Consider the following 20,999-nt stretch of genomic DNA (forward strand, 5'->3'; position numbering starts at 1 on the left):
GGTCGCGACCCGTACGTGAACCGCCGGCCTGTTTCCGGCGACATCCTCTGAACACGAAGGAATCCTGTGAGCGACGAAGTTGAAGAGATCACCGGCGACGAGGGGCAGACGGACGTCGTCACCTCCGAGCGCATCCAGCCGGTCGACCTCCAGATGGAGATGCAGCGCTCCTACCTCGACTACGCGATGAGCGTCATCGTGGGCCGAGCCCTGCCGGACGTGCGTGACGGGCTCAAGCCGGTCCACCGCCGCGTCCTGTACGCCATGTACGACGGCGGCTACCGCCCCACCGCCTCCTTCTCCAAGTCCTCCCGCGTCGTCGGTGAGGTGATGGGTAACTACCACCCCCACGGAGACAGCGCCATCTACGACGCCCTGGCCCGCCTGGTCCAGTGGTGGTCGATGCGCTACCCGCTGGTGGCCGGTCAGGGGAACTTCGGCACGCCCGGCAACCTGGGGCCCGCCGCCCCCCGGTACACCGAGTGCAAGATGGCGCCCCTGGCCATGGAGATGCTCCGGGACATCGACGAGGACAGCGTCGACTTCCAGGACAACTACGACGGCAAGAACCAGGAGCCGGTCATTCTGCCGGCCCGCTTCCCCAACCTCCTGGTCAACGGCTCCGAGGGAATCGCCGTCGGCATGGCCACCCGCATCCCGCCGCACAACCTGCGCGAGATCGCCCGCGGCGCCCAGTGGTACCTCGAGCACCCCGACGCCTCGCGTGAGGAGCTTCTCGACGCCCTCATCGAGCGGATCCCCGGACCCGACTTCCCCACCGGTGCCACCATCCTGGGCCGGCGGGGTATTGAGGACGCCTACCGCACGGGCCGCGGCTCCATCACCCAGCGGGCCGTGGTCAACGTCGAGGAGATCCAGGGACGCCAGTGCCTTGTGGTCACCGAGTTGCCCTACCAGGTCAACCCCGACAACCTGGCGGACAAGATCGCCCAGCTCGTGCGCGACGGTCAGGTCACCGGTATCGCCGACATTCGCGACGAGACCTCCGGACGCACCGGTCAGCGGCTCGTCATCGTCCTCAAGCGCGACGCCGTCGCCAAGGTGGTCCTCAATAACCTCTACAAGCGCACCCAGCTCCAGGACAACTTCCCGGCCAACATGCTCGCCCTGGTCGACGGAGTGCCTCGCACCCTGAGCCTGGACGGGTTCGTGCGTCACTGGGTCACCCACCAGATCGACGTCATCGTGCGCCGCTCGCGCTTCCGCCTGCGCAAGGCCGAGGAGCGCCTCCACATCCTCGAGGGCCTGCTCAAGGCGATCGATGCCCTCGACGCGGTCATCGCCCTCATCCGGCGCTCTCCGACCACCGAGGAGGCCCGCACCGGCCTCATGGGGCTGCTGGACGTCGATGAGGCCCAGGCCGAGGCGATCCTCTCCCTCCAGCTGCGACGCCTGGCCGCTTTGGAACGCCTCAAGATCCAGCAGGAGTCCGAGGAGCTGCGGGCCCGGGTCAAGGACCTGCGCGAGATCATCGCCTCCCCGGAGCGTCAGCGGGGCATCGTCTCCGATGAGCTCGCTGAGATCGTTGAGAAGTACGGGGACGAGCGCCGCACCCGGATCGTGCCCTTCGACGGCGAGATGAGCATGGAGGACCTCATCCCCGAGGAGGACGTGGTCGTCACCATCACCCGCTCCGGCTATGCCAAGCGCACCCGCACCGACTCTTACCGCTCCCAGCACCGCGGCGGCAAGGGGATCCGCGGCGCCACGCTGCGTGAGGACGACGTCGTCGACCACTTCTTCGTCACGACGACTCACCGCTGGCTGCTGTTCTTCACCAACTACGGCCGCGTCTACCGGGCCAAGGGCTATGAGCTGCCCGAGGGCGGGCGCGACTCCAAGGGCCAGCACGTGGCCAATCTCCTGGCCTTCCAGCCCGGCGAGGAGATCGCCCAGGTCATGGAGCTTCAGGACTACGACCAGGCCGACTTCCTGGTCCTGGCCACCCGCCGTGGCCTGGTGAAGAAGACGCGCCTGAGCGAGTACAACTCCAACCGCTCCGGTGGTGTCATCGCGATCAACCTGCGCCAGGACGAGGACGGCAACTACGACGAGCTCGTCTCCGCCAGGCTTATGAGCAAGGGACAGGACCTTCTCCTGGTCTCCCACGGAGGGCAGTCGCTGCGCTTCCACGCCGATGACGACACCCTGCGCCCCACGGGCCGGGCCACCAGCGGTGTGACCGGGATGCGCTTCCGCCCCGGCGACTACCTGCTGGCCATGGACGTCGTCGACCCCTCCTGGCAGGACGCCGATCTGTTCGTCGTCACCGAGGGCGGCTATGCCAAGCGCACCAATGTCGTCGACTATCCCGTCAAGGGCCGCGGCGGACTGGGCGTCAAGGTCGCCAACCTCGTGGAGGCACGAGGCAACCTCGTGGGCGCGCTGGTGACCGACTCCGGTGACGAGGTGCTGTGCATCATGGCCTCGGGCAAGGTGGTCCGCTCCGCCGTCGTCGAGGTCTCGCGCACGGGACGAACCACGCAGGGCGTGACTTTCGCCAAGCCCGACGCCGGAGACCGCATCATCGCGGTGGCCCGCAACACCGAACGGGACATGGAGGAGGCGGTCGACGCCGCCGATAGCGTTCCGAGCGCCGACTCGGCGGACTCCACTGCCGAGGTGAGGAACGACGTGGCCCCGGAAGGTGAGACTGGCGACTCTCCTGCAGACTCAGTGGCTGACACGGTAGCGTTGGAAGACAACGAGAGTGAGGTCGAAGCATGAGCCAGCCGGTTTCCATGTCCCCTGACGGAGGGCAGTCCGCAGGTGCCGCATCCATCGTGGGTGGCGCGGATGCCTCTGGCAGCGCGTCGGGCGGTAAGAGCAAGAAGAGCAAGAAGACCATCGCGGGGCCGCGCCGCGTGCGCCTGGCTCTGACTCGGGTGGACCCGTGGTCGGTGATGAAGGCGAGCTTCCTGCTCAGTTTCGCCGGCGGCATCATGCTCATCGTGGCCACGGCCGTCGTGTGGTTCATGCTGGACGCCATGCACGTCTTCTCCACCATCGAGGACCTGGTCAAGACGGTGGCCGGCGAGCGCTCCAACACCTTCTCCGCGATCGTGGCCTACCTGGAGCTGCCGCGAGCCCTGGCCGTCTCCACGATCATCGCCGTGGTGGATATGGTGCTCGTGACGGCTCTGACCACGCTGGGCGCCTTTCTTTACAATATCACCGCCACCCTTGTTGGTGGGATCCATCTCACGCTTGCGGACGAGTGATCGGATTTGGTCTCCCGTGGCCGGGTAGGTTAATCTTCTCCGGTCGCAAGGGCCTATAGCTCAGTTGGTTAGAGCGCATCCCTGATAAGGATGAGGTCGCTGGTTCGAGTCCAGCTAGGCCCACCGTCCGCGGTGAGACGATGAGGAGGTTTCATGAGGAACCGTGCAGTCGTATCAGCCGCGGTCTTTTCGTTCCTGGCCGTAGCCGGTTATACCGCGTGGCTCAGGTTCGAGGCTGCTCGCATGGAGCGGGCCGCATGGGCTGAGGTCACTGATCCCGTCGATTGAGAACCGACGCGATCAGATGATCGCTCCCGAAAGGGGCCATGGCGCAATTGGTAGCGCACCTGCTTTGCAAGCAGGGGGTTACGGGTTCGAGTCCCGTTGGCTCCACCACCTACTCCTCATATTCTCCGTTCCCCGAGACGACCCATTGGTAATGGTTGGTCTCGGGGAACATGTTTAGCGCCGTCGTTTCGGAGAAGAATCGGGACGAGGAAGCCGACGACCCGCAACGGTGTCGGCTATCGCGAATGCCTCCTCCAGTGTTGGCACATGCCCCAGGTAGTTGTGCCGGTACAGGCCGGTTCCGATCATCATGTCCACGCTCATCTCCGCGTCCGGCCCTTCCCAGGAGGCTTGCTCGATAGCCCGCTGGACGGCATCGATCGCGGCGTCGCGCAGGGGGCTGATCACTCGTTCCCGGTAAAGACGGGCGGTCTCGGGACGGTTGACGAGGTCGAGGGCCAGCTGCCCCAGGGTGCCGGCCAGGGGTGAGCTGATGAGCAGCGTGTGTGTACGGACGACGATCTGGGCCAGGTCGTCGAGTGGGTCGTCGCTGATAACGGTTTCCCGGTCCCCCAGGGCGTCATCGACGGCGGCGACGGCGAGATCCGTCAGTGAGGGCCATCTCCGGTAGATCGTCGACTTCGGGACGCCGGCGCTGCGGGCGACGTCATCAACCCGCAGACCCCGAAATCCCCTCTGGGCGAGCAAAGACGTGGTGGCCTGAAGGATCCGCTGGTCGACGGTGATGTCTCGAGGACGTCCGCCACGTCCGCCTGTGCGGTTCTCTCCGGAAGGATCACTCATCTGCACTTCACTTCTCCTCGCGATGCTGACGGGAAGTCTGGCAGAGCTGACAAGGAAGCGCTACTGTTGGTAGCGCAACTATCGGTATCGAAACCGGAGGTGATGACATGGACTCCGTCTCACTGGCGACCGGGGGCCTGTTCTTCTCGTGGTTGGCTCACGACATCGAGGAGCTGGCCACGATGCCCGGCTGGACGCACCCGGTCTTTGACACGATTCCCTTTCTGCCCGAGGACATTCGGCGCCATGGTTGCTCGCGTGGGCACGTCCGTCTCGGGATCGGTCTGATGGGTGTCCTCATGGCAGCCGCCTCGATCGAGGGCTACCGCACCCGTGGACGCTCGTCCTTCTATCAGGCGGTGCTCTACGGCTATGGCATGCACACCTTCAGTCACCTGGCCGCAGCAGCCCTTGCCCAGCGCTACACCCCGGGATCGGCGACGGCGTTGCCGGTCGTCCTTCCCTTCTGGATCTTAGCGAAACGGACGTTGCGAGCCCATGGGGTCGAGGTGCGTCCTCATCAATGGGTGATCCCGGCCTTCCCGGTCGTTGCCGGCACGGCGCTCGGCAGTGCGTATCTGGTGACGAAACAGCGGTCTGGTAAATGCTGTCGAGTAGGAAAGTAAACTTGACTGAATGACAAGGTCACTTTATAGTTCTGGTTGTGGCCACGGTTGACCCGGCTGATGACTGGCAATCGATCCGCTTCATTGTCTCCATCGACGGAAGGCAGTCATGACCATTGAGCGTAAGGCGGGTATCGTCTACTCCATCCGATTCGGCATCGGTGCTGTTCTCTACTCCGTCGGGGTTCTGGCCGGCCTGCGGTGGGCGCGATCCTTGGAAGACAACCCGTGGCGCTTCGCCGTCGTGCTGCTTCCCATGGTTGGCGTCGCCGTGTGCGCGTGGGCCATGATGAGATTGTCGCAGGAGCTGGACGAGATGCAGGCGCGCAAGATGCTGGATGCGCTCGTCATCTCTGCAGCAGGAACGGTGATCGTCTCGATGGCATACGGCTTCATGGAGGAGGTGGGGGCGCCCCATGCCAGTCTCATATGGGTCAGTGCTATATGGGCCTTCTTCTTCGGTGCCGGGATGCTGTGGTCTACCTGGCGGTACCGGTGAGGAATGACCTCAAGGTGCTGCGCGCCCAGCGCAGCTGGACTCAGGCCCGGCTCGCCGAGGAGCTGGGTGTCTCCCGCCAGACTGTCAACGCCCTGGAGGCCGGGCGCTACGACCCCTCCCTGCCCCTGGCCTTCACCATCGCGCGCGTTTTCGGCCTGACCATCGAGGAGATCTTCTTCCCCGATGATGAGTCCTCCTAGGATGAGCACCGTGAGCCGCATCGTAGATATTCCGCCCCCGAGGCGAGGGCGTCGCGAGCTCGCCGAGGACACCGGGCTGCGCCTGGGTCTGCACATCAAGGCGGCGGAGCAGGCCATGATGGCCGCTAAGACGGAGGCCCTGAGGAGCTTCGGCCTCACGGTGGCCCAGTACGCCGCCATGCTCTCCCTGTACTACGTGCCCGAGCAGTCCTCGGCCCAGCTGGCCAGGGCCGCCGCGGTCACCCCGCAGACGATGGCCACCGTCATCGCCAAGCTGGAGCAGAAGCGACTCGTCACCCGACACCCCTCCTCCGACCACGCCAAGGTCCTCATCGCCTCACTGACGCCCGAGGGTGAGACCCTGTTGCTCCGTGCCGATGAAGCCGCGCGAGACATTGAGCAACGCATGGCCGAGGCCTTCACTGTCAAGGAGCGCGAGCAGCTCACCGAGATGCTCGGGCGGGTCACCGCCGTCCTGCGGGGCGATCTCAGGGCCGAGTAGCGGCCAGCAGGTAGCGGGATCCTCGGCCCCGGATCCGTAACGATCATGCGAGTGAGGCGGGGCATCACATCTTCTCAACCTTTGGATGTGTTGCTGCGTCTGGGCTGCGGATGGGGTTGGCAACGCCGGGTTCTCGGGGAAATTGGCACGGTGATGTCCAAATCGGTGACAAAGGACCGAAGGTCTCCAGGCCGTATGAACGAGAACCTTGGAATCATGCGGTTTCACTCCGTCTCGACGGCGACGATCCACGCCTTTGTCACCGATTTGGACATTCCTGGTCCTGTTATGGCTCCTGATGGTGCTCACCTGGTTGCTGGCAGCCGTCGATCGGTGGGCCGCCCCTTGTCTAGTATAAGATATCTGATACGGTGTTGACGACTGATACAGAAAGGTGTTGCACATGAAGGCCATGCAGATCGTCAGCTTCGACGGCCCCGCGTCCGGACTGCGCTACCAGGACGCCCCCACTCCCGAGCCCGGGCCGGGCCAGATCGCGGTGGATGTGGACCATGCCGGCGTCGGCTACGTCGAGGCACTCTTCGCCGAGGGCTTCGTGCCCATCGACCTGCCCTGGACCCCCGGGTTGGAGATGAGCGGCCGTGTTCGCGCCCTCGGCGACGGGGTGGATGGCTACCGGGTCGGGGACGCCGTTGTCGCTCTGACCATTACCGGGGGTGGTGGCTACGGGCAGGTCGCCGTGGCTCCCGCGGAGCTCGTGACGCCTCTGCCTGCGGGCTTGGACCCGGTCCTGGCCGCGGCAGTTCCGGCCAACTCGACGACGGCGCTCGTCGCCCTGGAGGAGATCGCCCACCTGCGTCGTGGTGAGAGCGTGCTGGTCCATGCCGCCGCCGGCGGCCTCGGTTCGCAGATGGGTCAGGTGGCCCGGCTGCTCGGAGCGAGTCGCATCGTCGGCATCACCCGCAGCGAGGCCAAGCGCCAGGAGATCCTGGACCTGGGCTATGACGAGGCCTGGCTGACCGAGGACCTCGCCGACGCCGAACCCGCCCAGTTCGACGTCATCGCCGACCCGGTGGCCGGCCCGGCCAGACTGCGCAGCCTCGACCTGCTGCGCACGGGAGGACGGCTCCTGGCGTTGGGAGACGCCTCCCAGGCGGAAGATCAGCAGGTGAGCACCACGTCGCTGTGGCTGCGGGGCATCGGTGTCATCGGCTTCAACCTCGGGGCGTTCAGCCGGGTAGACCCCGCGCTCGTCGGACGCCACCTGAGGCGTGCGGTGGAGCTCGTGGCCTCCGGAGAGCTCAGCGTCCACGTCACCGACCAGGTTCCGATCCAGGACGCCGCGCAGGCCGTCGCCGCCGTCCGCTCAGGCTCCACCACCGGCAAGATCGTCCTGGCCCACGTTCAGGACTGACGGCCCCCAAGTCCGCAAGAATCGTCGGTGAGCTCCGGGAGCCATGCGAGCATCATGGTGCGCATGAGAGAAACGATCGACTCCTTCGACGTCGTCGGACTGCCTCTTCGGACATCGAACCGAGAGGCGGCCCGCACCATTCCTCCTCACTGGCGGGCCGCTGCCGACGCCGGGCTCCTCGCACCCGAGAAGCCCGGCGTTGGCCCCGGCATCTACGCGGTCTATACCGACTACGAGACTCCCGGCGACGATGTCGACGGCGTCTACACCCTCGTCATCGGCAGGCGCATCGAGGCCGGAGGTTCGGTTCCCCCTGGACAGGTGACCGTGACGATCCCGAACTCCCTTCGCGAGATCGTCACGGTGGCCGACGCCCGTCCCGAGAGTGTCTACCAGGCGTGGGTGGGCGTCTGGGAACGTGCCGATCTGGCCCGTGACTACCGCGCCGACTACGAGTACTACGGGCCGGACGGCTCGACCCGCCTGTCCATCGGGGTTCTTTCGGACGTATGAGGGCCGAGCAGTACCAGCGCCAGCTCGACGCCGTCACTGACTACATCTACGCCCATCTCGACGACGACCTCAGCCTGGAGACTCTCGCGCACGTCTCCGGGTTCTCCCGCTATCACTGGCACCGCATCTACCGGGCGGTGCGCGGGGAGACCGCCGCTCAGACCGTACGCCGTCTCCGCCTGGAGCGAGCGGCCGCCATGCTCACTGAGACCTCGTGGCCGGTAGAGCGGATCGCCTGGAAAGCCGGGTTCACCGGCACCGAGGTGTTCAGCCGAGCCTTTCTCCGCTCCTATGGGACGACTCCCAGCCGATTCCGCAACGACGGACGCGCGGCGTCAAGCGGCTCATCGATGATGAGTTGTGGTTCGGGATTGACGTCGCCGGTGAGAGAGGCACCGGGATGGCCGGTGCGCGTGGAGGCGCGCTGCGGCTATCGACTTGCCGTATCCGAGCACCGTGGTTCCTATATGGATATCGGCCGGGCATTCAGCCGAGTCAGAGACCGTGTGGGCTCTGGGAGTCTGATGGTTGCCATCTATGAGGACGATCCCGACGCCGTTCCCCCGGCTGATCTGCGCTCGGCGGCTGGAACCGTCGTCGACCCCGGCACGAGGATTCCCCACGACCTTGCAGAGAGATTGGTGCCGGCCGGCCGGTACGCGATCATGCGCTACGTCGGCCCCTACTCCTCGATGCATGTCGCCTACCTGTGGCTCTACGGTCAGTGGCTGCCGAGCTCGGGTGAGGAGCCGCGAGACCATCCGGTCATCGAGGAGTACCTCACCGACCCGGCGACTACCCCGCCTGTCCACGCTGTCACCGATATCCTCCTGCCGCTCCTGTGAGGCATCCGCACCAAGGGGGCACGCAGATGGGCGGCAGACACCTCGGTGTCTGCTGCCCATCAAGATCGTCCTGGCCCACGAGTCCCGCTAGGCGTCCCGTCGGAGCGTCTGTCGTCCGGCGATGAGGACGCTTCCGACGGCGCACAGTCCGGTGACGACCAGGGCCGCAATCACAGGCATCGCGTGCAGCCCCGTCGGTAGGAGCAGCGCAGTGGGAACCCAACGGGACGTTCCCGGTACCTGGTTCATCACCGGCAGGACGAGGACCAGGAGCGTGGTCAGGGCGATCGCCGTCGTCGTCCGACGCAGGCTTGCTGCGATCAGGTGGCCGATACTCATCGCCATGACGATGTAGAGTCCGCAGGCCATCCATGTCCTGATCACCATTCCGGCAGGTGGACGTCCGATCGCACTGGCAGTTACAACGACGGCGAGCAGCAGGCCGCACGAGTACGTTGCCAGCGCGATGAGCCAGTCGATGATGAGGCGTGGGAGCAGGACGGTGCTCAACCGGTGTACCCGGGTCCGGTAGAAGATCGAGGATCCAGGGCGCGTGTCCCAACCGATCGAGGTGATCGCCACCGCGACCGTCACGATGAGACCCAGCTGCATGGCGGATTGGTTGAACAGGGAGATGGCATCGGCCGGTGTGGCCTGGGAGGCCGAGATCGCCAGCTGATCGGTGCTCGCAGCAGCACCGAGGATCTCAGGCATGTAGATCGAGAGTACCGGGCTGGACAGGCCGAAGAAGGCGAAGGCCACGAGCACCCCGAGTCCGAGTCCGGAACGTGTGAGCCGGCGCAGCTCGACTTTGAGAGAGCTCGTGATGGAGGCTCTGGTGAGGTAGGCCGCGGCCGGCCGAAGCGGGGTAGACATCAGAACTCCTGTCCGGTGACGAGGTGGGCGAAGGACGCGTCGAGGTCACGGCCCGTCAGCGTCACCTCGAGCATGGGGACATCCACCTGCTCCATGACCTGGGGAAGCAGAGCCGTCCCCATCTCGAGGCTCGGAAACCGGACCAGGCACGTCGTCCTGGTTGGTGTGGTGAAGGAACCAGTGGGAAACGCGCGATGCAGTCTTGCCGTCAGACGTGCCTGCTCACCGGGCTCATAGGAGTGAAGGAACCTGAGGGTCCAGGCGGGCTCACGACCCGAGGTGAGGAGGTCCGCCGTCGTGCCCTGGGAGATGACGCGCCCCTCGCTGATGACGACGACGTGGTCGGCCAGCTGCTCGACCTCGCTGAGCAGGTGGCTGGACAGGAGAATGCATCGATACCGCTTCTGCTCCTGGATGAGGCGGCGCACGTCGGCGCGGCCGACAGGATCCAGGGCGCTGTTGGGTTCGTCCAGGATCAGTAGACCCGGGTCCAGAACGAGTGCCGCCGCGATCCCCAGGCGCTGCAGCATCCCTCTCGAGAAGTCGGCGACCCGCCGCTTGGCCACACGGGTCAGCCCGCACTGATCCAGCGCCTCGGAGACGCCGATGTCGCCGGAGGCGTCCGATAGTGCCAAGGAGGTCTCCACGATCTCGGTTGCCGTCAACCACGACTCGAACTGAGGAACATCCGGGCAGTAGGCCACCGTTCTGCCGGTGGAGACCTCGACGTCGCCCTCATCAGCCGGGCACAGGCCCGTGATCGCGCTGAACAGAACCGTCTTGCCGGCGCCGTTCGGCCCGATCACGGCCGTCACCGACCGGTCCTGTGCCGATAGGCAGATGTCATGGATACCGGCGCCGTTGGTGAAGACCCGACTCAGGTGGCTGACGTGAAGGGCGATGCCGGGTGTCATCACAGGTCTCCGTCGCTCAGTGTTGTTCCCCTGCCCCGACCCAGAGCCAGGTAGGCGACCGCTCCGAGGGGGATGACGAGCACCACGATGAGAGCCCAGGCCGCCTTGGGCAGGTTCTCCACGCGGGGGCGCCTGACGATATCGATCAGGCACGCCACGATCACGATCGTGACCAGGACGATGAGGGGGATCCAGACAGCCGGATGATCAGCAGTATTCATCGCGACAGCTCGCTTTCTCGGTGAGGATGAGTGGGGAGGGTGTCGGTGGCGGTCAGGCGTCCTGCTCGCCGTCGGGCCGTGGGATCAGGACGGTGGTCAGCGTCCGACGCCGCCGATCGTCTCCGGGCTGATTCCCCATCAGGTCCTGCAGAGCCCGGGAGACGGTGTTGAGAAAAGCATCGATCTCCGCCTGAGTTGCCCAGAAGCTGGCCTGGGTGAAGTTCACCCGGTCCTCGGTGAGATCGGGGTGATCGCCATCGCGGATGTATGCGGCGAAGTCGCCGATGAGTCCGGTGGTGAAGACCGTGAACACCGTCATGAGCTCCTCGCGGCTCAAGGATTCGAGGTCCCCCGGGGTCGGGTTGGCCATTCCGGGGGTGACTCGATAGGTCTTCTCGCTGGCCCCCCGGACCTGTTGCTCCTGGGCCACCTCGATGAGTCCGTGTGAGGCGAGGTGGTTGACGTGGCGATAGAGCGTCGCGATGGGGACGTCGACAAGGCGTGCATGAAGCTGATGAGGTGTGAGGTCGCCGTCGGCGAGCAGAGTCTGGACGATGCGCAGACGAACCGGGTGCAGCAGTGCGGAGGAGGCCATGCCCAAACAGTATCAGTATCGATATTGAAAACAAAACAGATGGAGGTGGAAACGTCTGACGGGCTGCCGATGCCGAAGCATCAACAGCCCGTCAGACGTGCTTGACCGCTGGGAGGATCGCTCCCTCGTTGGTCTCTTGTCAGTCCATATCGGCTCGACGGCGTCGGTACGCCTGAATCATCATGCCCAGTGCCGTGATCCCCAGTACCGTTCCTCCGGCGATGATGAAGGTGTCGGCCGCACTCCCTCCGGTGAAGGGGATGGCGGGAACCGCCGACTTGCGGTTGGAGATGTTGCCCAGCGCCACGACCTGGCCCTGAGTGGAGATGGTGATGGTGCGAGGCGTGGCGTCGAGGACGTAGCCGGTCGGCGCTTTGGTCTCAATGAGCTGGTAGGAGCCGTGGTCCAAGTCCGCTAGCTTGAAGGCGCCGGGGTTCGTATCGGTGTCCAGGCCGCCCTGGGCGCAGGTGCCTGTGCAGTCGGTGATGGTGCGGGTCTGGTCGGGTAGGGGCCTGCCGTTGGAGTCGAGAGGGGTCAGTGACCACTGGGCTCCCTTGATGGCGTTGCCCCGTTCGTCGGTCTTGGTCCAGGTGGCCGATCCTTTGATCCGGGTGTTGGTGACCTGCCCGAGGTTGAGAGTGGGGGTCTTGTCGTCCTTGCCGGCGGCGGGTGCCGATCCGTCCAGGGTCTTGGTCAGTGTTGTCCCGGAGATGTGGTAGCCGGTCGGCGCCTGGGTCTCGGTGAGGGAGTACTCGCCCCAGGTCAGCCCGGAGACTCTGAAGAACCCGGCACGAGGGTCTTGGTCCGTCGAGTCGTTGGGGCACGTGGCCTTGCCGCCGGTGACGACGCAGTCGGCCACCTCCTTCTGGCCGTCGTTCAGTGATGCCGAGGCCAGCGTGAAGACGGCCCCTGCCAGGGGGTTGCCGGCCTCGTCGACCTTGCTCCAGACGACCTGCCCCGGCAGTGCCGTGTTGATCATCGTGCACTGCATCCACTCGCCGATGGCGAGATCCAGGGTCTTCGAGGCGGTGTCGATGGTCGACGCCGGAGTCCGGAGATCGGAGTTCGGGTGCGGTGTGCAGGTGACGGTGGCCTCGTACCCGGCGGACTTGGGCGACGACGAGGACTCGGACAGAACCGTCTTGCCCTGGGGCAGGTAAGCGGCGTCGAAGCCGCCGGCTCCTGAGGCCGTTTTACCATTCTTGGGAGAGGCGGTGAGTGTCCAGTCATTGGCGGACAGGCCCAGGGATCCGGCCGCGGTGTTGTCCACCTGTTTGACCATGGTCAGGTTAGGCAGTTGGACCTGTACCTGGTGGTCCTCGACCTCACCGTTGAGTGCGATACCGGTGGGCTTCGGATCCTCCGCCGCCTTACCGTTGGCCGACGGGCCGGTGATGCGCAGGCGCATGAAGGTGGCTGCGCCGTTGCCGGTCAAGGTGCTTCGCTTGGCGTCCTGGGGGACGGTCCAGGTCAAAGTGGCGGTGCCTTGGTCGGAGCAGGAGGTCACCGCAGAGCGCTCGGTGGAGCTGAAAGAGCCGTCGCCGTTCCAGTCGATCCAGCCGGCGATCTTGGTGCTCCGGCCCGAGCAGGTGATCTGTTGGCTCCACTTCTTACCAATATCGGTCCAGATAACTTGGTCCCAATTGTCAGGGAGAGCGTCCTCGTCATCGATGTCGTCAGTATCGTCGCCTAAGGCGTCAGTGGTGTGGAGGACGCTGCCATTATGGTCCGTCAGGGCACCCAGGCGCACGACTGCGGAATTGGTAGTGGCCACGTGCTCTTGATCCGCGGCCTGACTCAGGTTGTACCAATTGCCGGGGTCGCCCTCGTACGGCGTCTCGCCGCGGGCGATGTTGAGCTGTCCCGTGTCGGACAGCTCCCCACCGTTCCATGCGGGCTGGAACACGCTGCCGGCGACGCCATAGCTCTCAGGTGCGTCGCCGTAGTCCATGTAGGAGACGATGCCGAGGGCGACGGCGCCCTTACCGCCTCCGTGGATCTCAACGTAGCCACTGCGGGTGTTGCTCAGAAGTATGACCGAAGAGGGTCCGTAACCCGTGTTGAAGAACGAGCTGCACTCGGCGTTGTCCGGGCGGAGCTTGACGCCGGACCTGTTGCCAACAGGTGTGGAGACGGTGACCTTACCCGCCCAGGAACTCGTCTTGCACCCAGGTGTTCGGGCGGTCTCCAGTAGGCGGTAGGAGACGTCTTGGGAGCGGATATAGGGAATTGGGGAAACGGAGATGTACTCCTTCTGGCCGTGCGGGTTGTGCCAGCTCGAGGACTCCGCATCGGCGAAAACCATGCCCTCCATGGGAATCTCGACCTTATTGGGGAGACGTTCCAGCTGGCTCTTCGCGGGCTGGGAGGTGGAGGTGACGAGGTAGGAACTGCATTCGACCTGGAACTGGTGGGTTGAGGAGTCTTGCAGGTTGGCAATACCCAGGGGCAGGTTGGATGAGGTCACGTAGGGCCTTTTGACAGCCCCGGCCGTGTAGTTCGTACCGTCGTTATAAAGATGAGGCAGGCCATCTCCTCTCCAGCTACCCGGTTTGTATCCGATACTCAGGCCCCGATCCGTGGGTAGACCCGACTCTTTTCTCCCTACGGCAGTGGTTCGCACATTGGATACGGTGCAACGACTGGTGCGCCACATATTGCCGGAGATCTGTGTCGGAGTCGACCAGACCACGCCGGTGCTTCCGTCAGGAAGGATCGCCGCACCTCTGCCTGCCACGGTGTTGGTCATTTCGGTCCAGTCGATCCAGTCGATCACTTGGACGAATTTTCCTGACCCCCCGGAAGGATTGCCGTGAATGGCTTCGGCCGGGGGTGCCGGAAGCGTTGCCGTGCCCAGTGCGGCAGCTATCAGAGCCAGCGCCGAGATGGCGGCACCACTCCTCAGTCTCTGACGAGACTGGTGCGCTGGTTGACGTGATGACGTCAGTTCCCTCCGGCGTGAGCGGACAAAAAGTCGGCGAAGCATGAAGCGGTACCTCAGTCTTAGGGGCATGGGCCTTGACACGGTAGCATCAGGGAATTCCAGGGAGACTCTGGCCAAGACCCCTGCAACTCAACAGCAATCAATATTACGGTTGAGTGTCATCAATATATCTACGTCATCGGTCGGAAAGTAATTCTTCGGTGATCTCTCGACGCAGGCAAGCACGTGGTTTCCATAAGAAGAATCCAGTGAGGGTTTGTCGTTGCTGACACGATGTCGTGAGGAATCGTGAGACGGCCGGACTCGAAGGGCTGCGCCGTCGGACGGGACTGCTTAGGATAGGTGAGGCTCAGTTACTAAGTGGTGCAGGAGGATGAGGTCATGTCACAGCCCTGGGAGATCTACGACGCGCTTCTTGACGGACTGCCCGGCGACATCGTTGTGCGGGCGGCCGGCCAGGGGCCCCGTTGGAGCCGTGTTCTCAACTCCGCCGGCGGTGTCGGCGCGGCCTGGACCATGGATGTCCGCAGCCGCCCGGCTCTTGCGGAGGGCCCGCTGGAGGACCGCCCGCTGCGCGATGTCGCTGCCCTGGTGAAGTCCTGGAACCTCGCCGAGGCCAGTATCGGACAGGCTGCTATCAACTCCTGGTACTCCCGTGAGGAAACGGCCGCTACCAACGGGTTCGAGCCCACTGGGGAGGGGACCACCTGGCGCCAGGTCTTCGACCCCTACCGGGAGATGATTATCGGCAAGAAGGTCGCGGTCATCGGTCACTTCCCCTTCGCCGAGGCCGCCCTGGCGACCGCCGGGGAGTACATCTGCCTCGAGCGCAACCTTCAGCCCGGTGACTGGCCGGACAGTGCCTGCGAGTACGTCCTGCCCGAGTGCGACCTCGTCTTCATCTCCTCGTCGAGCTTCGTCAACAAGACCGCGCCCAGGCTCATCGAGCTCTCCCGACACGCGCACACCGTCCTCGTTGGTCCTTCGACGCCGCTCAACCCCGTGCTCTTCGACGCGGGCGTCGACACCATCACCGGTTTCGTCGCGGCGCGCTCCCTGTCCGAACCGGCTGCCCTGGCCGAGCTGATTCCCGCTGGTGACATCGGGCCGGGCTTCCGCGTCCACCGCCACCGGCCCTGACCGGCGGTTCGGCGCCGGTATCCGGGGCTGCCTCGCTCAGACCTGAATCTGATCGGGGTGGGAGCCGGTGCGCCGGCCCTGGTCCAGGGCGTTCAGAGCCGCCATCTGGGCGTCGTCGAGCGTGATACCGAAGACGTCGGCGTTGGCGGCCATACGCTCGCGATGGGTCGACTTGGGGATCACGACGAGACCGTTCTGCAGGTGCCATCGGATGATGACCTGGGCCGGGCTCGTCCCCAGGGCCTCGGCGACCTCTACGATCGTCGGCTCTGTCAGCAGCCCGCCCCGTCCCAACGGCGACCAGGACTGCGTGGCGATGCCCATCTGTGCGTGCACGGAGCGCAGCTCTGACTGGATCAACCAGGGATGAAGCTCGATCTGGTTGACTGCCGGAACCACACCTGTGGCCTCCACGATCCGGTGCAGGTGCTCGGGCTGGTAGTTGGAGACCCCGATGGCTCGCACCCGCCCGCTGTGAAGGATCTCGATCATGGTGCGCCAGGTGTCCACCAGATCGATTCCCGCGGAGTTCGCCAAGGGCCAGTGGACGAGGAACAGGTCGAGGACCTCCAGCCTCAGCGCCTTCATGGTGGCATCGAAGCTGCGCAGCGCGTCGTCGCGCCGATGGTTGGGATTGTTGAGCTTGGAAGTGATGAATAGGTCCCGGCGCGGCAGATCGCAGGCAGCGATCGCCCGTCCCACACCCGCTTCGTTGCCGTACATCTGGGCGGTGTCGATGTGTCGGTAACCCACCTCCAGGGCGTCGTGGACGACGCGCTCGGCCTCGTCATCGGGAACCTTGTAGGTCCCCAGCCCCAGCTGGGGGATGAGCACCTCCTCCCCATTGGTTCCACGGGTCAGGGCGCTGGCGGGAACGGACAGTGCGCTCATAGGCACAGCCTACCGAGGGTGTCCGGCAGGGGTGGGTGAACATCGCGCCGAAGACGGAACGACGACGGCGCCGCCCGGTCGGGAACCGGTACGGCGCCGTCGTCGACGGATCTGAGTGGTCGTCAGGCCTGAGCGTCCTCGGGGCTGATGCCGTAGCCGCCCTCCTCCTCGGTGGAGTCGGCCCAGTACTCCTCGGCCCACGGGTCCTCGACCGGCTGGCTACGACGCCACACGACGTAGGCGCCGGCAGCGGCCGCGCCGGCGACGGCGAGCCAACCCAGGGTCTTGAGCACGCGGTGCTTCTTCTGCTTCTTCACGGGAACCTCCAATGCGGCGGACTTTGCGGCAACAGCCACGCGCTGGGCGCGCTCTGTCAGGGTACCGTCCTTACCCGCGGCGGCCTGGGCAGCCACGGCGGCGCGCTGCGCACGCGGAATGTAGTCCTCGACAACCCGATGGCGGGCCTCGTGGACCACCGGCTCCAGACGCTCCTGTGCGTCCTTGGCCCTGCGGCCCACCTCCTCAGCGGCCTTGCTCACGTGCGGGGCCGCCCACAGAGCGGCCCGCTCGGCCTGATCGACGACGGACTCGGCGAAGGCGGCAGCCTCCTTGCGCAGATGAGTAGTGTCGAGCTTCTTGTCGCAGCATGTCTTCGTCAGGCAGGACATGGTCGCCTCCCAGGTCGGATACGGATAGTGACGGTCGTTGTGCAACGTGCACTAATGGTCGCACCCTCGGGCCATTGGGCCTACAAGATGTCCAGACGTTTTGCCTGGGGTGAACAGTGCCGCACACCGCTCAGGGTTCATGCCGAGAGGAGCGGGAGCGTGCCACCATGGCACCTATGGAAGCGACTCTTCACACCAACCTCGGCGATATCCGCCTGGAGCTCTACCCCGAGCAGGCACCCGAGACCGTCTCCAACTTCGTGGGACTGGCCACTGGTCAGAAGGCCTGGACGGATCCTCGCACCGGGGAAGAGTCCCACGCGCCCCTGTACGACAACGTCATCTTCCACCGCGTCATCCCCGGTTTCATGATCCAGGGCGGTGACCCGCTGGGCACCGGCACCGGCGGTCCCGGCTACGTCTTCGATGACGAGATCGATGCCTCGTTGACCTTCGCCGCTCCCTATGTCCTGGCCATGGCCAATGCCGGCCGCCGTCTGGGCAAGGGCACCAACGGCTCGCAGTTCTTCATCACCACCGCGCCTACCGAGTGGCTTCAGGGTAAGCACACGATCTTCGGTGCCGTTACCGATGAGGCCTCCCGCGCCGTCGTCGACGCGATCTCCGCCGTTGAGACCGACCCGCGTGACCGTCCTGTCCAGGACGTCATCATCACCTCGGTGGAGGTCACCGAGTAGCCACATCGCCCGAAATAGGCCGAGTCACCAGCGCCAGGTGTGATTCGCCCCTGTGACGCCGCCGGGACCCGCGTCCCGGCGGCGTCGTTGTACTCGTTACCGCATACCGAGCTCTGTTCTCACCGCCACACAGGAGTACCCGATGACCTCAACGAACTCGTTCAGCCAGCAGGCGCCGCCGGTGTGCCCCCGGCACCCGGACACGGTGGCCTACGTGCGTTGCCAGCGCTGCGAACGGCCCACCTGCTCCACCTGTCAGGTTCCCAGCACCGTGGGTGTGCACTGCGTGGACTGTGCGCGCCGGTCGCAGGCCGGTCGGCGCCAGGCGCGCACGCTGCTGGGTGGTGCCGCTGTATCCAGCACCACCATCGTCACCAAGGTGCTCATCGGCCTGTGTGTCGTTGTCTACGTCCTCCAGGTCCTCGTCCCCGGCCAAGGTGATAAGAACCTGGATGTCATGCTGGGCTTCTTCCCGGCAGCAGCAGCCTCTGAGCCCTGGCGGTTCCTGACGACCGCATTCCTTCACGCGAACTACATGCACCTCGGCTTCAACATGTGGGCATTGTGGGTACTGGGCGGTGCTCTTGAGCCGGTGCTGGGACGGTGGCGCTTCACCGCCGTCTACCTGCTCAGCGCCCTAGGTGGCTCGACGGCGATCTACTGGCTCTCCTGGCCGGAGACCGAGGCTTGGACCACCCTGACTGTTGGCGCCTCTGGTGCGGTCTTCGGCCTGTTCTCCACCATGTTCGTGGTGCAGCGGCGCTTCGGGCGGGACACCTCAGGCATCGTGGCGCTGCTGGTGATCAACGGCGTTGTCTCCTTCCTCGGCGCCAACATCTCCTGGCAAGGGCACCTTGGCGGGCTCATCGTCGGGGGAATCGTTGCGGCGATCTATGCCTGGGCCCCCCGTGGGAAGCGGCAGTCCGTGGGGATCGCTGGAACCGCAGCGGTCCTGGTGTTGCTCGTAGGGCTCAACGTCGTACGGGCCCTCATCGCCTGAGATGTCTGCAGGGTGCCAAGGACCCGAATGACACCCTTGAAAGAACAGCGCTGTCATCCATCCACACCTGGGGACACAGATGTGGAAACACAAGGGTGTAGTTATCCACAGGTGTGTCCACACATGGGGAAAGTCGGGGTGGGTTGTGGGGACGAGGCTGTCCACTGATCCACAGGATCTCTGTGGAGTCCGCACCCCTGGGGCGCGAATGCGTACGCGAAGGCCCCCGAGCACCAGCTCGGGGGCCTTGAGGCTCTCTGTTGAGCGGCGTGGACCGCTCGGAGCGCTACTTCCAGCGCAACAGGCCGAGGAAGCCCGACATCATGATGAGGAAGCCGATGTAGAGGTTGCCGTTGAGCAGCCAGTCGGTGGCGTGGTGCTTGGTGAAGTACGGCAGCGGGTACTGACCGTTGAACAGGTAGGTGGTGACCACCCACAGCAGCCCGATGACCATGAGCGTCACCATCGTGGGGGCGTACCAACGCGGTGAGGCGGTGTCCTTGACCTTGGTGGGTGTTCGGGAGACCCGGTTCGCCGCGGCGCGCGACTCCTCCTCAAGAGCCTTGGCCGCCTTGGCGGGGTTGCCGGAGCGCTCAGGGTGCTTCTTCGACGACGAGCTCTTCTTCGCGTCCTTGTCCTTCTTCGTGGACTTCTTAGCCGTGTCGGAGCTCTTCTCGGTGTTCTTCTTCTCGGAGCTGTTCTTGCCGGCGCTCTTCTTCGAGACCTTCTCCGAGCTCTTGTCGGCGTCGTCCTTTGTGGACTTCTTCTCCAAGGCCACCCTGGGTCTCCTTACTGGTTGGGGCTGGTGGTGTGAGGCCACCGCAATACATCCGGGCCTAGCCTAGGACATGCAGTGAAGCTTCCTCACGGTGTGCTCTGTGATACGTCCACCACTCCCGGCTGGTCACGGGCGGGGTCTGTCACCATAGACTGGCGGCTAATCCGATGATGTCTCGATCTTGAGGAGGGGCGATGGCAGGAGGAGGGCTTGTGCGACATCGCGCGCCCGGTCAGAGCCGTGCTGTACGAATCTTCAATGGCACCTTGACCGGGATCGGTGAGCTGCTCATCACCGCCGGCCTCGTCGTCGCGCTGTTCCTCGTCTGGCAGCTGTGGTGGACCGGTATCGATGCCAACGCAAGTGCTCAGGCCGTTGCGACCCAGTTCCACGAGAAGCAGGTCGACTCCCCGAAGACCGAAGGCACCAAGCACTACGACGCTCCTCCTGCGGTGGAGAAGGTCGGCTACGGCGAGACCATCGGGATGCTCGTCGTTCCCAAGTGGTACGGCGTTACCAACAACAACATGCCCATCCTCGAGGGCACCGGCTCCGACGTCCTGGACCAGGCGGCCGCGGGTCACTACCCCGAAACCCAGCAGCTCGGGGAGCTCGGCAATTTCTCGATCGCCGGACACCGCCGCACGTATGGCAACTCCTTCCGCCGCATCGACCTGCTCCAGGAGGGCGACGAGATCGTCGTCTCCACCGCCAAAACCTGGTACGTGTTCCGAGTGACCGGCCATGAGATCGTCCAGCCCGAACAGGTATCGGTCATCGCCCCGGTTCCGAACCAGCCCGACGCGCAACCAACCGAGCGGTACATTACCTTGACCACCTGTCACGGCTCGACCGCCGGCGAGTTCGGTAACGACCAGCGTTGGATCGTTCACGCGAAGTTCGAGTACTGGATGGACCGCGCCGAGGGAAGGCCGGCCTCTGTGCTCAATGATCCGGGGGTCAACTGATGTACGGCTTCATCTGGCGCCACCTGCCCGGGCCGGCCTGGCTCAGGGCCATCGAGGCGCTGATCCTCATCGCCGGGGTCGTCTACGTGCTCATGCAGTACGTCTTCCCCTGGGCCAACGCCACCTGGCACCTCTCCGGCAACGCCGACGTCGGCTGACGCCCCTCAGGCCTCACGGGTCGCGACCGCCTGAGAGTGGTCGCGACCCGTTGCCGTGTGGAAGATGCTTCCTCCCAGCGCTCCGCCGTAGACCCGCAGATCGTGGAGGCATGACGACTCGAGCAGCAGCCCGAAGGCCTCGCCGAAGGTCTCGGCATTGAGGAGTGACCGCTGCGGGGTGAGCTGGAGTACTGCGGCGGCAATGGGGGGACAGGAATCCTGCCCCCCCACGCGTGGAAGCTCCCAGTCAGCAG

The 20,999-nt window shown here is 65.0% G+C and carries 25 protein-coding genes and 2 tRNA genes; 17 read left to right on the top strand and 10 right to left on the bottom strand.

Translation table 11 applies throughout. The features are described from left to right. The first annotated feature begins 66 nt into the window (after positions 1 to 66). The 5 genes from gyrA to BKH33_RS10325 all read left to right on the top strand — a co-directional run bounded on the left by gyrA (position 67) and on the right by BKH33_RS10325 (position 3,638). The gene (gene gyrA / locus BKH33_RS10310) at positions 67 to 2,748 is read left to right on the top strand and encodes a DNA gyrase subunit A (RefSeq protein WP_003783784.1); all 2,682 of its coding nucleotides are present in this window, start codon (positions 67 to 69) and stop codon (positions 2,746 to 2,748) included. After that, positions 2,745 to 3,242 (top strand): DUF3566 domain-containing protein, encoded by a 498-nt coding sequence (locus BKH33_RS10315; RefSeq protein WP_003783541.1) that lies wholly within the window; start codon positions 2,745 to 2,747, stop codon positions 3,240 to 3,242. The genes gyrA and BKH33_RS10315 overlap by 4 nt, the downstream gene beginning before the upstream one ends. A gap of 49 nt (positions 3,243 to 3,291) precedes the next feature. Beyond that, a tRNA-Ile gene (locus BKH33_RS10320) sits at positions 3,292 to 3,365 on the top strand. A gap of 30 nt (positions 3,366 to 3,395) precedes the next feature. After that, entirely contained in the window at positions 3,396 to 3,530 is a 135-nt protein-coding gene (locus BKH33_RS14165) for a DLW-39 family protein (protein WP_216095240.1), read from the top strand. Positions 3,531 to 3,562: 32 nt separating this feature from the next. Beyond that, a tRNA-Ala gene (locus tag BKH33_RS10325) sits at positions 3,563 to 3,638 on the top strand. Positions 3,639 to 3,704: 66 nt separating this feature from the next. Here the strand turns inward: BKH33_RS10325 and BKH33_RS10330 are convergent. Beyond that, entirely contained in the window at positions 3,705 to 4,334 is a 630-nt protein-coding gene (locus BKH33_RS10330; protein ID WP_043539465.1) for a TetR/AcrR family transcriptional regulator, read from the bottom strand. Positions 4,335 to 4,441: 107 nt separating this feature from the next. On the opposite strand from BKH33_RS10330, the gene BKH33_RS10335 reads away from it, so the two are divergent. From BKH33_RS10335 to BKH33_RS10365, 7 genes are all read left to right on the top strand, one after another. Beyond that, positions 4,442 to 4,960: an HXXEE domain-containing protein gene (locus BKH33_RS10335; protein WP_003783614.1), complete on the top strand. Its 519-nt coding sequence runs from the start codon at positions 4,442 to 4,444 to the stop codon at positions 4,958 to 4,960. Positions 4,961 to 5,069: 109 nt separating this feature from the next. Then, complete coding sequence (locus BKH33_RS10340) at positions 5,070 to 5,459, top strand: hypothetical protein (RefSeq protein ID WP_003783674.1); 390 nt, start codon at positions 5,070 to 5,072, stop codon at positions 5,457 to 5,459. Beyond that, positions 5,456 to 5,659 carry a helix-turn-helix transcriptional regulator gene (locus BKH33_RS10345; RefSeq protein WP_043539463.1) on the top strand — a complete coding sequence of 68 codons (204 nt, stop codon included), beginning with the start codon at positions 5,456 to 5,458 and terminating at the stop codon, positions 5,657 to 5,659. Before BKH33_RS10340 ends, BKH33_RS10345 begins: the two co-directional genes overlap by 4 nt. A gap of 1 nt (position 5,660) precedes the next feature. Next, positions 5,661 to 6,161 carry a MarR family winged helix-turn-helix transcriptional regulator gene (locus BKH33_RS10350; protein ID WP_003783728.1) on the top strand — a complete coding sequence of 167 codons (501 nt, stop codon included), beginning with the start codon at positions 5,661 to 5,663 and terminating at the stop codon, positions 6,159 to 6,161. A gap of 403 nt (positions 6,162 to 6,564) precedes the next feature. Then, positions 6,565 to 7,536, top strand: coding sequence for a quinone oxidoreductase family protein (locus BKH33_RS10355; RefSeq protein ID WP_003783750.1), 972 nt, complete (start codon positions 6,565 to 6,567; stop codon positions 7,534 to 7,536). Between the two features lie 63 nt (positions 7,537 to 7,599). After that, positions 7,600 to 8,049: a GyrI-like domain-containing protein gene (locus tag BKH33_RS10360; protein ID WP_043539461.1), complete on the top strand. Its 450-nt coding sequence runs from the start codon at positions 7,600 to 7,602 to the stop codon at positions 8,047 to 8,049. Further along, a complete protein-coding gene (locus tag BKH33_RS10365) occupies positions 8,046 to 8,894 on the top strand; it encodes an AraC family transcriptional regulator (RefSeq protein ID WP_003783776.1) in 849 nt (282 codons plus the stop codon). Before BKH33_RS10360 ends, BKH33_RS10365 begins: the two co-directional genes overlap by 4 nt. A gap of 87 nt (positions 8,895 to 8,981) precedes the next feature. Here BKH33_RS10365 and BKH33_RS10370 read toward each other — a convergent pair whose 3' ends face one another. The 5 genes from BKH33_RS10370 to BKH33_RS10390 form a co-directional block, all read right to left on the bottom strand. Further along, positions 8,982 to 9,770, bottom strand: a complete 789-nt coding sequence (locus tag BKH33_RS10370) for a hypothetical protein (RefSeq protein ID WP_003783537.1) — start codon at positions 9,768 to 9,770, stop codon at positions 8,982 to 8,984. Next, positions 9,770 to 10,684, bottom strand: coding sequence for an ABC transporter ATP-binding protein (locus BKH33_RS10375; protein WP_043539442.1), 915 nt, complete (start codon positions 10,682 to 10,684; stop codon positions 9,770 to 9,772). Before BKH33_RS10375 ends, BKH33_RS10370 begins: the two co-directional genes overlap by 1 nt. Beyond that, a complete protein-coding gene (locus BKH33_RS10380) occupies positions 10,684 to 10,905 on the bottom strand; it encodes a PLD nuclease N-terminal domain-containing protein (RefSeq protein WP_003783714.1) in 222 nt (73 codons plus the stop codon). Before BKH33_RS10380 ends, BKH33_RS10375 begins: the two co-directional genes overlap by 1 nt. A gap of 52 nt (positions 10,906 to 10,957) precedes the next feature. Further along, on the bottom strand, positions 10,958 to 11,500 hold the full coding sequence (locus BKH33_RS10385) for a helix-turn-helix domain-containing protein (RefSeq protein ID WP_003783555.1): 543 nt from the start codon (positions 11,498 to 11,500) through the stop codon (positions 10,958 to 10,960). A 139-nt stretch (positions 11,501 to 11,639) separates the two neighbouring features. After that, complete coding sequence (locus BKH33_RS10390) at positions 11,640 to 14,276, bottom strand: CshA/CshB family fibrillar adhesin-related protein (protein WP_003783624.1); 2,637 nt, start codon at positions 14,274 to 14,276, stop codon at positions 11,640 to 11,642. Positions 14,277 to 14,825: 549 nt separating this feature from the next. On the opposite strand from BKH33_RS10390, the gene BKH33_RS10395 reads away from it, so the two are divergent. Further along, positions 14,826 to 15,584 (top strand): Rossmann-like domain-containing protein, encoded by a 759-nt coding sequence (locus BKH33_RS10395; RefSeq protein WP_003783582.1) that lies wholly within the window; start codon positions 14,826 to 14,828, stop codon positions 15,582 to 15,584. Between the two features lie 36 nt (positions 15,585 to 15,620). Here the strand turns inward: BKH33_RS10395 and BKH33_RS10400 are convergent, their stop codons facing one another. Together BKH33_RS10400 and BKH33_RS10405 are read right to left on the bottom strand one after the other, a co-directional pair. Further along, positions 15,621 to 16,475, bottom strand: coding sequence for an aldo/keto reductase (locus BKH33_RS10400; protein WP_003783770.1), 855 nt, complete (start codon positions 16,473 to 16,475; stop codon positions 15,621 to 15,623). Positions 16,476 to 16,597: 122 nt separating this feature from the next. Beyond that, complete coding sequence (locus tag BKH33_RS10405; protein WP_076066657.1) at positions 16,598 to 17,143, bottom strand: hypothetical protein; 546 nt, start codon at positions 17,141 to 17,143, stop codon at positions 16,598 to 16,600. A gap of 176 nt (positions 17,144 to 17,319) precedes the next feature. Here BKH33_RS10405 and BKH33_RS10410 point away from each other — a divergent pair, with 176 nt between their 5' ends. Both BKH33_RS10410 and BKH33_RS10415 read left to right on the top strand, forming a co-directional pair. Then, positions 17,320 to 17,841 (top strand): peptidylprolyl isomerase, encoded by a 522-nt coding sequence (locus BKH33_RS10410; RefSeq protein WP_043539440.1) that lies wholly within the window; start codon positions 17,320 to 17,322, stop codon positions 17,839 to 17,841. Positions 17,842 to 17,983: 142 nt separating this feature from the next. Continuing rightward, positions 17,984 to 18,841: a rhomboid family intramembrane serine protease gene (locus BKH33_RS10415; RefSeq protein ID WP_003783635.1), complete on the top strand. Its 858-nt coding sequence runs from the start codon at positions 17,984 to 17,986 to the stop codon at positions 18,839 to 18,841. Between the two features lie 286 nt (positions 18,842 to 19,127). On the opposite strand, the gene BKH33_RS10420 is transcribed toward BKH33_RS10415, so the two are convergent. Then, complete coding sequence (locus BKH33_RS10420) at positions 19,128 to 19,619, bottom strand: cell division protein CrgA (RefSeq protein WP_003783617.1); 492 nt, start codon at positions 19,617 to 19,619, stop codon at positions 19,128 to 19,130. A gap of 194 nt (positions 19,620 to 19,813) precedes the next feature. Between BKH33_RS10420 and BKH33_RS10425 the strand changes: the two genes are divergently transcribed. Beyond that, on the top strand, positions 19,814 to 20,587 hold the full coding sequence (locus tag BKH33_RS10425; protein WP_003783709.1) for a class E sortase: 774 nt from the start codon (positions 19,814 to 19,816) through the stop codon (positions 20,585 to 20,587). Next, positions 20,587 to 20,745 carry a hypothetical protein gene (locus BKH33_RS13895; protein WP_003783572.1) on the top strand — a complete coding sequence of 53 codons (159 nt, stop codon included), beginning with the start codon at positions 20,587 to 20,589 and terminating at the stop codon, positions 20,743 to 20,745. The genes BKH33_RS10425 and BKH33_RS13895 overlap by 1 nt, the downstream gene beginning before the upstream one ends. Positions 20,746 to 20,751: 6 nt before the next feature. Here BKH33_RS13895 and BKH33_RS10430 read toward each other — a convergent pair whose 3' ends face one another. Then, on the bottom strand, positions 20,752 to 20,976 hold the full coding sequence (locus BKH33_RS10430; protein ID WP_076066660.1) for a hypothetical protein: 225 nt from the start codon (positions 20,974 to 20,976) through the stop codon (positions 20,752 to 20,754). Between the last annotated feature and the right edge of the window lie 23 nt (positions 20,977 to 20,999).

Source organism: Actinomyces naeslundii, assembly GCF_001956585.1.
In the GTDB taxonomy this organism is placed as follows: Bacteria; Actinomycetota; Actinomycetes; order Actinomycetales; family Actinomycetaceae; genus Actinomyces; species Actinomyces naeslundii.

What these genes read in the sequence shown, in the direction of transcription:
- BKH33_RS10315 (WP_003783541.1), top strand. Translation starts at nt 2,745, where the DNA reads ATGAGCCAGCCGGTTTCCATGTCCCCTGACGGAGGGCAGTCCGCAGGT.
- BKH33_RS14165 (WP_216095240.1), top strand. Translation starts at nt 3,396, where the DNA reads ATGAGGAACCGTGCAGTCGTATCAGCCGCGGTCTTTTCGTTCCTGGCC.
- BKH33_RS10330 (WP_043539465.1), bottom strand. Translation starts at nt 4,334, where the DNA reads ATGAGTGATCCTTCCGGAGAGAACCGCACAGGCGGACGTGGCGGACGT.
- BKH33_RS10335 (WP_003783614.1), top strand. Translation starts at nt 4,442, where the DNA reads ATGGACTCCGTCTCACTGGCGACCGGGGGCCTGTTCTTCTCGTGGTTG.
- BKH33_RS10340 (WP_003783674.1), top strand. Translation starts at nt 5,070, where the DNA reads ATGACCATTGAGCGTAAGGCGGGTATCGTCTACTCCATCCGATTCGGC.
- BKH33_RS10350 (WP_003783728.1), top strand. Translation starts at nt 5,661, where the DNA reads ATGAGCACCGTGAGCCGCATCGTAGATATTCCGCCCCCGAGGCGAGGG.
- BKH33_RS10355 (WP_003783750.1), top strand. Translation starts at nt 6,565, where the DNA reads ATGAAGGCCATGCAGATCGTCAGCTTCGACGGCCCCGCGTCCGGACTG.
- BKH33_RS10360 (WP_043539461.1), top strand. Translation starts at nt 7,600, where the DNA reads ATGAGAGAAACGATCGACTCCTTCGACGTCGTCGGACTGCCTCTTCGG.
- BKH33_RS10365 (WP_003783776.1), top strand. Translation starts at nt 8,046, where the DNA reads ATGAGGGCCGAGCAGTACCAGCGCCAGCTCGACGCCGTCACTGACTAC.
- BKH33_RS10370 (WP_003783537.1), bottom strand. Translation starts at nt 9,770, where the DNA reads ATGTCTACCCCGCTTCGGCCGGCCGCGGCCTACCTCACCAGAGCCTCC.
- BKH33_RS10375 (WP_043539442.1), bottom strand. Translation starts at nt 10,684, where the DNA reads ATGACACCCGGCATCGCCCTTCACGTCAGCCACCTGAGTCGGGTCTTC.
- BKH33_RS10380 (WP_003783714.1), bottom strand. Translation starts at nt 10,905, where the DNA reads ATGAATACTGCTGATCATCCGGCTGTCTGGATCCCCCTCATCGTCCTG.
- BKH33_RS10385 (WP_003783555.1), bottom strand. Translation starts at nt 11,500, where the DNA reads ATGGCCTCCTCCGCACTGCTGCACCCGGTTCGTCTGCGCATCGTCCAG.
- BKH33_RS10395 (WP_003783582.1), top strand. Translation starts at nt 14,826, where the DNA reads ATGTCACAGCCCTGGGAGATCTACGACGCGCTTCTTGACGGACTGCCC.
- BKH33_RS10400 (WP_003783770.1), bottom strand. Translation starts at nt 16,475, where the DNA reads ATGAGCGCACTGTCCGTTCCCGCCAGCGCCCTGACCCGTGGAACCAAT.
- BKH33_RS10405 (WP_076066657.1), bottom strand. Translation starts at nt 17,143, where the DNA reads ATGTCCTGCCTGACGAAGACATGCTGCGACAAGAAGCTCGACACTACT.
- BKH33_RS10410 (WP_043539440.1), top strand. Translation starts at nt 17,320, where the DNA reads ATGGAAGCGACTCTTCACACCAACCTCGGCGATATCCGCCTGGAGCTC.
- BKH33_RS10415 (WP_003783635.1), top strand. Translation starts at nt 17,984, where the DNA reads ATGACCTCAACGAACTCGTTCAGCCAGCAGGCGCCGCCGGTGTGCCCC.
- BKH33_RS10425 (WP_003783709.1), top strand. Translation starts at nt 19,814, where the DNA reads ATGGCAGGAGGAGGGCTTGTGCGACATCGCGCGCCCGGTCAGAGCCGT.
- BKH33_RS13895 (WP_003783572.1), top strand. Translation starts at nt 20,587, where the DNA reads ATGTACGGCTTCATCTGGCGCCACCTGCCCGGGCCGGCCTGGCTCAGG.